General features: G+C 66.6%; 10 protein-coding genes. 2 read left to right on the top strand and 8 right to left on the bottom strand.

Annotated features, from left to right (window positions below):
* Nucleotides 1-70: 70 nt before the first annotated feature.
* Complete coding sequence (locus tag ACE3QW_RS19595; protein ID WP_374253412.1) at nucleotides 71-1,423, bottom strand: MFS transporter; 1,353 nt, start codon at nucleotides 1,421-1,423, stop codon at nucleotides 71-73.
* Between the two features lie 579 nt (nucleotides 1,424-2,002).
* On the opposite strand from ACE3QW_RS19595, the gene ACE3QW_RS19590 reads away from it, so the two are divergent.
* Nucleotides 2,003-2,662: a MarC family protein gene (locus ACE3QW_RS19590; RefSeq protein WP_374253410.1), complete on the top strand. Its 660-nt coding sequence runs from the start codon at nucleotides 2,003-2,005 to the stop codon at nucleotides 2,660-2,662.
* Nucleotides 2,663-2,670: 8 nt separating this feature from the next.
* Here ACE3QW_RS19590 and ACE3QW_RS19585 read toward each other — a convergent pair whose 3' ends face one another.
* Nucleotides 2,671-3,261 (bottom strand): cupin domain-containing protein, encoded by a 591-nt coding sequence (locus ACE3QW_RS19585; RefSeq protein WP_374253408.1) that lies wholly within the window; start codon nucleotides 3,259-3,261, stop codon nucleotides 2,671-2,673.
* Between the two features lie 97 nt (nucleotides 3,262-3,358).
* Between ACE3QW_RS19585 and ACE3QW_RS19580 the strand changes: the two genes are divergently transcribed.
* Nucleotides 3,359-4,693, top strand: coding sequence for an aspartate aminotransferase family protein (locus ACE3QW_RS19580; RefSeq protein WP_374253406.1), 1,335 nt, complete (start codon nucleotides 3,359-3,361; stop codon nucleotides 4,691-4,693).
* 45 nt (nucleotides 4,694-4,738) lie between these two features.
* Here the strand turns inward: ACE3QW_RS19580 and ACE3QW_RS19575 are convergent, their stop codons facing one another.
* From ACE3QW_RS19575 to ACE3QW_RS19550, 6 genes are read right to left on the bottom strand one after another with little or no spacing between them, the layout of a single operon-like run.
* The gene (locus ACE3QW_RS19575) at nucleotides 4,739-6,085 is read right to left on the bottom strand and encodes an aspartate aminotransferase family protein (RefSeq protein WP_374253404.1); all 1,347 of its coding nucleotides are present in this window, start codon (nucleotides 6,083-6,085) and stop codon (nucleotides 4,739-4,741) included.
* Nucleotides 6,086-6,101: 16 nt separating this feature from the next.
* Nucleotides 6,102-7,187 carry a phosphotransferase gene (locus ACE3QW_RS19570; protein ID WP_374253402.1) on the bottom strand — a complete coding sequence of 362 codons (1,086 nt, stop codon included), beginning with the start codon at nucleotides 7,185-7,187 and terminating at the stop codon, nucleotides 6,102-6,104.
* 56 nt (nucleotides 7,188-7,243) lie between these two features.
* Nucleotides 7,244-7,990, bottom strand: a complete 747-nt coding sequence (locus ACE3QW_RS19565; RefSeq protein WP_374253401.1) for a TetR/AcrR family transcriptional regulator — start codon at nucleotides 7,988-7,990, stop codon at nucleotides 7,244-7,246.
* 55 nt (nucleotides 7,991-8,045) lie between these two features.
* Nucleotides 8,046-8,909: a sugar phosphate isomerase/epimerase family protein gene (locus tag ACE3QW_RS19560; protein ID WP_374253399.1), complete on the bottom strand. Its 864-nt coding sequence runs from the start codon at nucleotides 8,907-8,909 to the stop codon at nucleotides 8,046-8,048.
* Complete coding sequence (locus ACE3QW_RS19555) at nucleotides 8,906-10,648, bottom strand: hydantoinase B/oxoprolinase family protein (protein ID WP_374253397.1); 1,743 nt, start codon at nucleotides 10,646-10,648, stop codon at nucleotides 8,906-8,908. The genes ACE3QW_RS19560 and ACE3QW_RS19555 overlap by 4 nt, the downstream gene beginning before the upstream one ends.
* 12 nt (nucleotides 10,649-10,660) lie before the next feature.
* Nucleotides 10,661-12,754, bottom strand: coding sequence for a hydantoinase/oxoprolinase family protein (locus ACE3QW_RS19550; RefSeq protein ID WP_374253395.1), 2,094 nt, complete (start codon nucleotides 12,752-12,754; stop codon nucleotides 10,661-10,663).
* Between the last annotated feature and the right edge of the window lie 75 nt (nucleotides 12,755-12,829).

Here is a 12,829-nt window from a genome sequence, read left to right as displayed (position 1 = left end):
TTTCCCCTTCTGTGCGGCTGGATCTCGGGCGGAGACCCGCGGGGCCGCTGGAGGCCCCGCGGGAGCGCACTCAGTGCGAGGCGGCAGGTACGGCGGCGCCCTCGCTGGACGTCCGGCGCACCGTGAGGGTGGCGAACGCGGCGAGTGCGAGGGGGATCGCCAGCGCCATGAAGTATCCCGATGGACCGGCGCCGGACAGGAGCTGCCCGCCGACGGCCGAGCCGACGATGGCGCCGGAGCGCCCGATGCCGATGCCCCAGCCGGTGGCCGTGGCCCGCAGCTGCGTCGGATAGGCGTTGGCGATCAGGTAGTTCAGCACGAGCTGCTGGCCGCCGATGCCGAAGCCGGCAAGGGCGATCAACGTGAAGACGACCGGCCACCGGTCGCCCGCAAGGCCGAGGCCGATCGCCACGGCGATGCCGACCATGAACATCACAGTCAGGAGCTTGCGCGGATCCACCTTGGGCAGGAGCGCCGACAGCGGCAGGGCCATGGCGATGAACGCGGCGTTGACCGTGACCGTGCCATACGCCGCCTGCGCCTTCTCGAGGCCCAGCGTGGTCAGTGCGGTGGGCAGCCACTGCAGCAGCAGGAACCACGCAATCCAGTTGAACAGGTAGATCGCGGAAATCGCGAGCGTGACACTGCGATAGCGCGCCTCGAACAGGCCTGCGATGGATGCGCCGTTCTCCACCTTGACCGGGCTGATGATCTGCACTTCGGCGGGAACGATCTGGCCGGTCATCCGCGCCAGCAGGCGCCGCGCCTGATCCTGGTCGCCGGCCTTGTTGCGGGACACGAGGAAGGCAGGGGATTCCGGCAGGAGGGCGTAGATGACGACCAGCAAGGCGAGCGGAAGCGCGCCGCCGAGCAGGAAGATGCCCCGCCAGCCGAGCAAGGGCAGCCAGCTCGCTGCGATGAGGCCGCCCAGCATCGCACCGGCGGGCAGGCCGAGCAGCACGGCGGTAATCATGAGCCCGCGCTTCGGCGCGGTGCTGTACTCGCCGGTGAGGGCGAGCACGGAGGGCGTCGCCCCGCCCATGCCGAGGCCGATCAGGAAGCGCAGCACGATGATCTGGGTGGGAGAGGTCGCATAGGCGCCCGCCAGCGAGAAGGCACCGAACAGGGCGATGGCGATCATGATCGCTTTGCGGCGCCCGAAGCGGTCGCCGAAGCTGCCGAGCCCGATGGCGCCGATCGCCATGCCGATGATGCTCGCCGTGATGACCCAGGTCATGTCCGCAGGATTCATCTTGAAATCCTGCGCGATGGCCGGCCCGATGAAGGCAATCGACTGGGTGTCGAAGCCGTCGAGCAGGGCAATGACGAAACACAGTCCGACCACGGCCCACCGGGCACCGGTCATTGACCCAGCGTCGATGATCTCCTTGACATCCCGCGTGAGCGGAAGGCGGTTTGGCATCGGGCTTTCCTCAATGGTTTTGCTTGTTGCTCATCGCCGTGGCGTCGTTCGCGAACGAGGCGCCGTCAGCGACAGGAGGATTTCCGGTCTCGGCATGCCGTCGCCCCGCCGACGCGGGAAGTGGCATGGTGCGGGCCCGGATGGAGACGAGGCACCGCCATAGTGTTCCGGGAGGGAGGTGAGCGCTTCCAGCCCGGGTATGGCCGCAGTGTGAAGATATACGCGCGGAGGCGCATTCTCTAAGATCAACTAGGTATGTTTCGATACTTATTGAGTATGTAACAGGTGCGACACCGCATGGTTGTCTTGCGGGTTTTATTCAATATTGCGCCGCAACATTTCTGGCATGAACGCGGGTTGTTCGGCGCTTCCCGCCGAAGCTGTCCCGCGTGGTCTCTTTCCTGCGGCATCGGCCGAGCGCCTCAACCGGCCTTCCGAGGGGACGATCCTCCGTTCCGGTTTCCAAACGATGGACTTCAGAGCCAGAATGTTTCACGCTCGCGCTAACCCACCACATGCCGGGATTAAACACCTAGGGACGGTGGCATCCTGACTCGTCCGCCGCAGGGGGCTTGCGACGTGAACTTTGCCGGTATTGATCTGACGCTGTCCGCCAAGCTGTTCGCGGCGCTCTTCGCCATCATGAATCCGCTGACGATCATCCCGGTGTTCCTCAGCCTGACGTCGGACCGCTCGCCGGCCGAGCGGCGCAGCACCATGCTGGTGCTGAACGCGACGGTGGCGCTCGGCTGTCTTGTCTGCGCATTGGGCGGACGGTTCGTGCTGGGCATGTTCGGCATCGACGTCACCCACTTCCAGCTGGCGGGTGGGCTCATCGTGCTGCTCCTCGCGCTCTCCATGCTCAGCGGCGAGGAACACAGCGCGCACGCCGGCACGGAGGCGGAAAAGAAGACCTTCAGCTCCGCTTCCAGCCTCGGCGTCTACCCGCTGGGCATTCCCCTTTCCATCGGGCCGGGAACGATGACGACAATCATCATCTTCTCCGGCTCCAGCACCACCGCGGGCGGCGCGGCGGGGTTCTATCTCGGGCTCATCGGCTACGTGGTGTTCTTCGGCATCGCCATGGCCGCGGCACCCGCCCTCTCTTCCGTCCTCTCTCCGACCGCGCTGAGCATTTCCAAGCGCCTGATGGGCATCGTGCTGGCCGCCATCGCCATGGAGATGCTGAGCGCCGCGCTGGGCCACCTCTTCCCGGCCTGGGTCGCGCACGCTGGATAGGGCGGCCGTCAAAAGCTCGGCGGGGTGCAGGCGCTGATGACCTCGCAGGGGCGCGGGCCGATGCAACGGAAGCGGTGCGGGCGGCGGCTCTCGAAATAATAGGCGTCGCCGGGACCCAGGATGCGCCGCACCTCGTCGACCGTCACCTCCAGCCGGCCGGACAGGACAATGCCGCCTTCCTCGCCCTCGTGGACCAGCGGGACGACGCCGGTGTCGGCTCCCGGCTGATAGCATTCCTTGAGAATCTGCAGCTTGCGGCCGAACAGGCGCTCGCCCACCTGGCGATAGGAAATCGCGCCCTTGCCGATCTCGGTGAGTTCCTCGGCGGCATAGAATGTCTGCTTCGGCGCCTCCGGCTCGAACGCGAAGAACTCGGCGAGGCCGATGGGGATGCCCTCCAGAATCCGCTTCAAGGCGCCGACCGAGGGGTTCGAGGTGTTCGACTCGATCAGCGAGATGGTTGAGTTCGTCACGCCCGTCCGCTTGGCCAGTTCGCGCTGGGAGATGCCGTGCAGCAGCCGCAGCTGGCGCAGCCGGTCCCCGATGTCCATGGCGGAGGTCCCCGTTTCGGGTGTTGCGAATATCGAAAATAATGCCATCAGAGGCATATATTATCAATAAGATAGGTGACATCAGAAAACGACTTGTTCAGTCTCGCCGATTGGCCGATGTGAAGGCAGCCATGAGGAGAGCGGCATGACCCTTCACGTCCGGACCAACCAGCCCAATCTTGAGAATTTCTGGATGCCGTTCACGGCGAACCGCCAGTTCAAGGCCGCCCCCCGGCTGCTGTCGGGCGCGCAGGGCATGTACTACACCGATATCGACGGCAACACGGTTCTGGACGGTACCGCCGGGCTTTGGTGCGTCAATGCCGGCCATGGCCGCAAGGAGATTGCGGAGGCGGTCGCGCGCCAGCTGGGCGAACTCGATTTCGCCCCCACTTTCCAGATGGGCCATCCCATCGTCTTCGCTTTCGCCGAGAAGCTCGCCGCCATCGCGCCGGGCGGGCAGGAGGGCGGTCTCGACCGCGTGTTCTTTACGGGCTCGGGTTCGGAATCGGTGGATACGGCGCTCAAGATCGCCATCGCCTATCAGAGGGCCATCGGTCAGGGCACGCGCACCCGCGTGATCGGCCGTGAGAAGGGCTATCACGGCGTCGGGTTCGGCGGCATCTCGGTGGGCGGCCTCGTCAACAACCGCAGGGTTTTCCCGCAGATTCCCGCCGACCATATGCGCCACACGCTCGACACCGAGCGCAACGCCTTCTCGAAGGGCCTGCCGGCCCATGGCATCGAACTGGCCGAGGATCTGGAGCGGCTGGTCGCCCTGCACGGCGCCGAGACCATCGCGGCGGTCATCGTCGAGCCCATGGCCGGGTCGGCTGGCGTCATCCTGCCGCCGAAGGGGTATCTGGAGCGCCTGCGGGCCATCGCCGACAAGTACGGCATCCTGCTGATTTTCGATGAGGTCATCACCGGCTTCGGCCGCCTCGGCACGCCGTTCGCGACGGACTATTTCGGCGTGACACCGGATATCGTGACCACCGCCAAGGGCCTGACCAACGGCGCCATTCCCATGGGCGCCGTCTTCGCCTCGCGGAAGGTCCACGATGGCCTCATGACCGGCCCGGAAAGCCAGATCGAGCTGTTCCACGGCTACACCTATTCCGGCCATCCGGTGGCGTGCGCGGCCGGGCTCGCGACGCTGGGCATCTATGCCGAGGAAGGGCTCCTGACCCGCGGTGCGGCGCTTGCGGACTACTGGCAGGAGGCCCTGCATTCCCTGAAGGGCCTGCCGCACGTGGCGGATATCCGCAACCTCGGCCTCGTCGGCGCCATCGAGCTTCGCCCGCGTGACGGCGCACCGGGTGCGCGGGCCTATGACGTCTTCGTCGAGTGCTTCCGTAAGGGGCTCCTCATCCGCGTCACCGGCGACATCATCGCCTTGTCGCCGCCCCTGATTATCGAGAAGGGGCAGATCGACACCATCGTCTCGATCATCGCCGACACGCTGAAAGCCGCCGCCTGACGGTGAAGCCCAGCCGCCGCAAGGACCTTGCGGCGGCTGGCCCGATCAAACGGCCTTCAGGGTCTCGGCCAGGGTGGTGAGGAGACGATCGGCATCCGCCGCCGAGAACACGAGCGGCGGGCGGATCTTCAGCGTGTTCGCGTGATACCCGGTCGCCGAGATCAGCACCCGGCGCTGGCGCAGCCCGTCCACCACCGCGAGGGCGGTCGCGGAATCCGGTTCCTTGGTGGACCGGTCCTTCACGAATTCCACGCCGATATAGAGGCCGGCGCCCCTGATATCACCGATCCGATCATCGGATCTGGCGATCTCCCGGATGCCCTCCCGGATCATCTGTCCGATGCGGGATGCATTCTCCTGCAACCCCTCCGACTTCAGCACATCGAAGGTCGCCCGCGCGGCGGCGATGGCCACGGTATTGCCGCCGAAGGTGTTGAAATAGCGCATCTCGTTGCCAAAACGCTCGATGACGTGCGGCGCGACGGCTACCGCGGCGACGGGGAAGCCGTTGCCCATGGGCTTGCCCATGGTGACGATATCCGGCTGAAGGCCGTGGCGCTGGAAGCCCCAGAACGTGTCTCCGGAACGGCCGAAGCCCGCCTGCACCTCATCGGCGATCACCACGCCGCCGGCGGCGCGCACCACCTCCGCGATGGGTCCGAGAATGTCGGTCGGATCGGCATAGATGCCGTCCGACGAAAACAGGGAATCGGCGATGAAGGCGGCCAGCCCCTCGCCCCGCCGCTCCAGTTCCTCGATCTCGTATTTCAGCTGGCGGATGAGCGTCGCCGCGATCTCCGCGCGGTTCATGCGGTAGGAATCCGGCCCCGGAATCCGCCGCACCCATTCGCCGAGCGGCGACTTCTTCCCGAGCGACGGCGACAGGCCGGCGGTGAGGAAGGAATTGCCGGTATAGGCCTCCGATGTGATGACGATGCCCTTGCGCCCGGTGTGGTGCATGGCGATCCGCAGCGCGAGGTCGTTGGCCTCCGACCCGGTGCAGGTGAACATGATGTGGCGGATGGGGTCGCCGAAGGTCGGCACGATCTGGTCCGCGAAGTCCAGAATGCCGTCCTGCAGATATCGCGTATGCGTGCACAGGGTCTGCATCTGCTCGTAGACCGCTTCAACCACCCGGGGATGGCAGTGGCCGACGGACACGACGTTGTTGTAGGCGTCGAGATATTCGTTGCCGGCGCTGTCCCAGAGAAGGGTGCCTTTCGCGCGCTTGATCTCCACCGGATGGGCGTACATGAGGCGGTAGGCCGGGCCGAGCAGCGCCTGACGGCGCGCCACCATGTCCCGTGTCGCGGGATCGAGGGCGGAGATGTTGGACGGATCGAAGCCGTTCACCATCCCGACGTTGGTCTTGCGTTCCTTCACCTGGGTCATGTCGGAAACGCCTCCTTCACGTGGCGGACTGAATGCGGGGTCGAACGCTGAGAAAGGTCTCGCTGACCTCCTCGATGGAGCGGCTGAGGAAATGGTCCAGCTGCGACCAGCTCTGGTGCGTGTTGCGCAGGATGTAGGTCGCGTTGTCGGGGAACTGTTCCGCCCGCCATGTTGTGATGAGCGCGCGGGCCACCACGCGGGCCATGATCATGTGCGGCAGAAGCCTCAGTTCGTCCGGCGTCAAGTCGGCCACGCCGAGGTAGCCGCGCAACAGGTCGCGGCCGGCGTCGAACATGCCATCCGATCCCACCGGGCTGAGCTGATTGAGAAGCGCGGTCGAGAGGTCGATGACGATGGCGGTGCGCACGACGTCGCCGAAATCGATGATGCCGGAGATGAACTGCGGCCGTCCGCGATCCACCACCACGTTGGAGCGGCTGAAATCATTGTGCAGGACCTGCGTGCGGCAGGCCGCGAGCCGGCCTTGCAGCGTGATGAAGCGATCGAGCCCGCGTTCGAGCTGGCGACGGCGGTCCCTGTCCTCCATCCGTTCCACCAGGAAGGCAAGCTTGGGCAGATGCTGCACGTCCCAGGCGATCTCGCGGGTGTCGTGGGGGTGTGAGAAGCGGGCCATGGCCAGACGCAGGCGGGCGAGGATGGCCCCCAGCTTCTCGCGCTCTTCTCCGGTCGCCTCGAGCCGGTCGAGCGGCGTGCCCTCGAGATAGGTCAGCACCCGCACCAGCCGAACCTGCCCGTGTCCGTCCTCGTGCGACAGGAACGCGTCGCCCCCCAGCGTTCGCACCACCCGAGGCACCGGCAGGAGAGGATCGGCCTTGGCCACGTGATCGAGCAGTTCGGCTTGCAGCGAGATCTCGCGCGGGTCCTCATCCGGATTGGAGAATTTGGCGATGTGGCGGCCCCGCGCGCCGTTCACGAGGAAGGTATCGTCCTTCTCGGTATCGAGCCGCGTCAAAGTCCCCGCCACGCCGAAGTGGCGGGTGAGGACGGCGACCGCCTCGTCCTGCGGAATGGAGCGGAAGGCGGTAGCCAGCCCTCCGGCCATGAGAAGGCTATCGGGCGCGGTGGAAGGCGGGGGCGGCATGTCGTGTCGTGCTTCCTCGGGGGCGGTGTCGCGCTGTTGCGTCGGCGGACGGGCGATCAGACCTTGGCGATCACGCGCTTCCTGCGGCCGGGCGCCGCGATTTCGGGTTGAGGCATCGCGTTCCCCGAAGCCCCTTGCGGCGCCTCGCTGCCGTCGGCCGGCGGGTTGGGGGCACCCTCGGTGAGATAGGCGAGGGTCATGTCGATGATGGTCTTCCTGTGCTGCTCCAGAAAGTCCGGGCGCATCAGGTCGCGGTCAAAGATCATGGACAAAGTGAAACGGTTCGAGATGTAGAAATAACCCATCGCCGAGATGGAGATGTAGAGATCGATGGCGTCCACGCCCGGCCGGAACACCCCCTTGCGCTCACCCTCCCGCAGGATGGCATCCACGGCGCCGGCGAGGCGGCTGTAAAGCTGGCGGATAATCGGCGACTTGGCGACATGGCGCCCGCGATGGATGTTCTCCGAGTTCATCATCACGATGACCTCGGGCTCCTCGATGAAGGTCTGGAACGTCGCGTCGCACAGGCGGCGGATCGCCGCCACGGGCTCAAGACCAGTGAGGGGGATTTCCTCCTGCCGGCGGCGCATGGCCTCGTAGGTGCGCTCCAGCACCTTCACATACAGCTCCTCCTTGGAGCTGAAGTGATGATAAAGCAGGTTCTTGCTGATCTTGGCGCGGGCGATGATGGCGTCCACCCGCGCCCCATCGTAACCCCGCCGGGCAAACTCCATCTGCGCAGCCGCGAGGATCTTGTCCTGCGTTCCGATGGAATCGCGCTTGCGGGGCTTCTCGCTCACGACCGAGCCTTCCTTTTCGACCATGATGTCATGAGGATGCGCGACATCGGCTCCGTCAACCGCAAACTGCCGCGCGGGCGCGTGGTGCGACGAACGGCTCGCACCGTTCCAGGCTGATGCGCGTCGTTTCGGCGGCATCACGGGTCCACCAGTCGAGCTTCGAGAAGATCTCGATCTCGAACGGGCCATCGTATGCGAGTTCGTCCAAGAGGCGGCGATAGAAGGCGATGTCGATGACGCCGTCGCCCACCATGCCGCGGTCCTGATAGACATCGCGCGTCGGCACCAGCCAGTCGCACAGGTGGAAGGTGAGGATGCGCGCGGCGCCGGCTGCCTTCAGGCCCGCCGCGAAGTCCGGATCCCACCAGCAATGGTACACGTCGGCCACGATGCCGGTACCCGCGCCCATGACCTCGACCAGGTCGAGGCAATGGCGGAACGTGTTGAGGCACGAGCGATCGGCCGCGAACATGGGATGCAGGGGTTCGAGGCCGAGGGCGACGCCAGCGGCGCGGGCGTGGGGCAGAAGCTCGGCCAGCGCATCCGCCACCCGGCTGCGGGCCGCGCCGATGTCCTTCTCGCCGGTGGCGAGGCCGCCGGGCACCACGACGAGGCACGTTGCGCCGAGATCGTGTGCCGCATCGAGCCGCCTGCGGTTCTCGTCGATGGCCGCCGCACGGGCGAGGGGATCGGCCAGATTGACCCACGCCGTCGTGCACAGGCAGGGGACGAACAGCCCGGCATCGCGGATCAGCCGGCCGGCGGCGGCCGGGGCGATGCCGTCTAGATACTGGTTCCAGACCCCGATGCCGCGAGCCCCATGCCGCGCGTAGGTGTCCACCGCCTCGGCGAGGGAGAGGGAGGGCGTGGTGATCTGGTTGATGGCGAAGCGGGAAAAATCGCCGGGCACCGTGCTCATGATCCGTTCCCTGCCATGGCGCTGCGCAGCGCGGCGGTCGCGTGGGCATCGATGGCACCGTTCACCACCAGCACGCCGAAGCCGTCGCGGGCATAAGCGGGGCTGATCTTGCCGTCCAGCACATCCTCCAACACGGCTTCTGGCGGGCGCGTCAGGGGATCGCCGTAGCCGCCGCCCCCGGCCTGCTCGTGGCGGATCACCGTGCCCTTGGTCACGTTGCGCGTGACCTTGCTGGCCAGCAGCTCGAAATTGCCGGCCTCGGACAGGAGGTTGCGCGAGAGCGCGCCCGGCTTGCCGCCGAACAGGCCGTAGGGCGCATGGGCGTAGCGGTCCGCGCGCAGCTGCATCACCGCCTCATCGGCCAGCAGGCGATACTGACGGACCACGCCGAGCCCGCCCCGCGTGCGGCCGGCGCCGCAGGAATCGTCGCGCAGGGCGTATTCCTCGATCATGAGCGGATAGGTCGCCTCCATGATCTCGACCGGCATGTTCGACATGTTCTGCGAGGGGTTCGTGACCGCGTCGATGCCGTCCCGTGTCGCCCGTGCCCCGAGCGCGCCGTTGATCATGTCCACCACGATGAAGGGCTCGCGGGTTTCGGTGTCGTAGCCGCCGAGGCAGACCACCGTGTTGCCGCCTTCGCCCGCCGCGCACACCCGCTCGGGCACGATGCCGGCCAGGGCGCCGAGCACCGTGTCCACCACCCGATAGCCGGTGAGGGCGCGGGCGGCGACGGGCGCGGGGAATTCGGGATTGAGCACGCTACCCTTCGGCGCGCTCACGTCGATGCAGCGATAGAGGCCTGCATTGTTCGGCACATCGGGATCGAGCACGCAGCGCACGGCGAGGTAGGTGGCCGACTTCACGAAGGACAGTGTGGAATTGATCGCGCCCTTCACCTGCGGCGACGAGCCTTCGAAATCCACGCCGATGTGGTCGCCCTTGACCGTAATGGTCACATGGATCGGAATTTCGCTCTCGTCGAAGCCGTCGCCATCGATGTAGTCGGTGAAGGAATAGGCGCCGTCCGGCCAGGCGGCGAAGGCCTTGCGCACGAGGCGCTCACCATAGTCCAGGAACTCCGCGAGGAATTTCTCCACCAGCGGAATGCCGTACTTCTCGGTGAGCCGCAGGAACTCCCGCTCACCCAGCGCGCAGGTCGCCAGCTGTGCCTCAAGGTCACCGATGACGAGATCGGGCAGGCGCACATTCTTCGAGATGATGTCGAAGAGGGTCTTGTTGCGCACGCCCTTGTCGAACAGCTTCAAGGGCGGAATGCGCAGCCCTTCCTGGAAGATCTCGGTGGAATCCGAGGCGTTGGAACCCGGCACGCGGCCGCCCACGTCGCAATGGTGGCAGATCACGACGGCATAGCCGATGTGCTGCGCGCCGTCGAAGATGGGCTTGAACATGAAGATATCCGGCAGGTGCATCCCGCCGTCATAGGGGTCGTTCAGGATGATGACGTCACCGGGATTGAGATCGTCACCATAGTGGCGCTGGATGGCCTCCATGGCGTCCGGCACGGCGCCGAGGTGCAGCGCCACGGTCTTCGCCTGGGCGAGGATGCGCCCCTTCGCGTCGCACATGGTGGCGGAATAATCGAGCACGTCGCGCACGATGGGCGAGCGGGCGGTGCGCATGACCGTGTAGGCCATGTCGTCCACGATGGATTCGAACGCGCTCTTGAGCACCGCGAAGGTGACGGGATCGATGGTCTTGTCGGTCTGGTCGAGCATGGCGCGATCCCGTCAGGCGAGGGTGATCAGGAGATTGGCGTGGGCGTCCGCCTCGGCGGTGGCGCCGGGGGGCACCACCACGGTGCTGTCCGCCCCCTCGATGACGGCGGGGCCGACGATGCGGGCGGGGCAGCGCGTGCGCACATAGACCGGCGTGTCGATGTGGCCCTGCTCGGTGCCGTAATAGACCTTGCGGATGCTCTCCGGTTCACTCGAACCTTCCCCACGAGCATGGGCGGCGCGGAAGTCGATCTTGCCGGGCCTGAGGCCTCGGCCGATCACCCGCAGACTCACCACCTCGATGGTGTCGGAGGAGGAGTAGCTGTAGATGGCCTCATAGGCCGCCTTGAAGGCCGCGTGCAGCGCATCCCGGTCCGCCAGATAGGGCACGGAGAGGGACATTTCCTGGCCGCGGAAGCGCATGTCCACTTCGCGCGTCACGCTCATCAGGTGCTCGGCCACGTCCTCGCCGGCGAGGGCGGCGCGGGCATCCGCTTCCAGCGTAGCGAAGGCCGTCTCCGCCTCGGCCGGCTGGAAATCGGCGAGCTTCACGGCGAAGGGGCGGATGAAATAGCGCTCCACATCCCCCGCCAGCATGCCCATGGCGGTGAACACGCCGGGCGAGGCGGGCACCAGCACGCGGGGCATGGACAAAAGGCGCGCGATGTCCGCCGCATGGACAGGGCCCGAGCCGCCGATGGCCACCAGCGTGAAGTCGCGCGGGTCGACGCCGCGCTCCACCGTCACCGCGCGGATGGCGCGGGCCATGTTGGCGTTCACCACATCGCGCACGCCGCAGGCGGCATCTTCCGGCGTGAGGCCGAACGGGTCGGCGAGATCGCGGGCGATGGCCGTGCGGGCCGCCTCCACCGAGAGGGCGCGCGAGCCGCCGGCGAGCTGGGCGGGAAGGTATCCCAGCAGGAGATTGGCGTCCGTCACCGTGGGCCGCGAGCCGCCGATGCCGTAACAGGCGGGGCCCGGGTCGGCACCGGCCGAGACGGGACCGACGCGCATCAGCCCGCCCTGGTCCACATAGGCGATGGAGCCGGCGCCGGAACCGACTTCGGCCACGTCCACGGTGGGCACGCTCATCATGTAGCCGCCGGCCTTGATGAAGCGGCTGGGCGTGGAGATGCCGGCGCGGAATTCGTATTCGCTCACGCGCGTCAGCTCGCCGTTCTGCACCAGCGAGGCGGAGGCGGTGGTGCCGCCCATGTCGAACACCACGAGATCCTTGATGTCCAGCGCCGCGCCGAGGCGCGAGCCGCCGACCACGCCGGCTGCCCGGCCGGACGAGATGAAGAAGACCGGCTTTTCCCGCGCCGTGCCAGAGGAGGCGAGGGCGCCGTTGGAATTGCAGACCAGCAGGGGCGCATCGATGCCGGCATCGGCAAGGCCGCGCTCCAGGCGCGTGAGATAGGCCTCGAGCACCGGCCGCACGTAGGCGTTCACGACGGTGGTGCTGGTGCGCTCATATTCCTTGGCTTCGGGCAGCACCGAGATGGAGCTCGTGACGCGCACCTGCGGGAAGTGCTCGGCGATCAGGGTGGCGGCGTGCTGCTCGTGCGCGGGATTGCGGTAGCTGTTGAGGAAGCAGACGGCAAAGGAGAAGATGCCCGCATCCACCAGCTCTTGCGCGGCTTCGAGCACGGCTGCCTCATCCAACGGCACGAGGATGGTGCCGTCGGCCGCGATGCGCTCGGACACCTCCTTGCGATGGCGGCGGGCAACCAGCGGAACCGGCTTTTCCCATTGAAGATCGAACATGGACGGCGTGCGCAGCCGGCCGATCTCCAGCACGTCGCGAAAGCCCTTGGTGGTGATGAGGCCGGTGGGGGCGCCGACCTTCTGCAGCAGGGTGTTGGAGCCCACGGTGGTGCCGTGCACCACCTCCGTCACCTCGCTGGGCGTCAGCCGGGCATCGGCGATGATGGCGGCGACGCCCTCAAGAACCGCTTCCTCGGGCGCCGCGGGGGTCGAGGCGACCTTGCGGTGGAACACCGCGCCGCGTCCATCCGCGAGCACAAGGTCCGTGAAGGTGCCGCCGATATCGACGCCGATGCGGGCGCCGGTCGAGGTGCGCTCCAGGCCGGTGAGTGTCCCCACGACATATCTCCTTCGTTATTGGACCAAATGGTTAGTTAGGATCCTCATTCGCGTCAAGAGACGAACTGCACAAAC

It is taken from the genome of Xanthobacter sp., assembly GCF_041911315.1.
GTDB lineage: Bacteria > Pseudomonadota > Alphaproteobacteria > Rhizobiales > Xanthobacteraceae > Xanthobacter > Xanthobacter aminoxidans.
The sequence above is the reverse complement of the archived record's forward strand: the minus strand, read 5'-3'. Positions and strand labels throughout refer to the sequence as shown.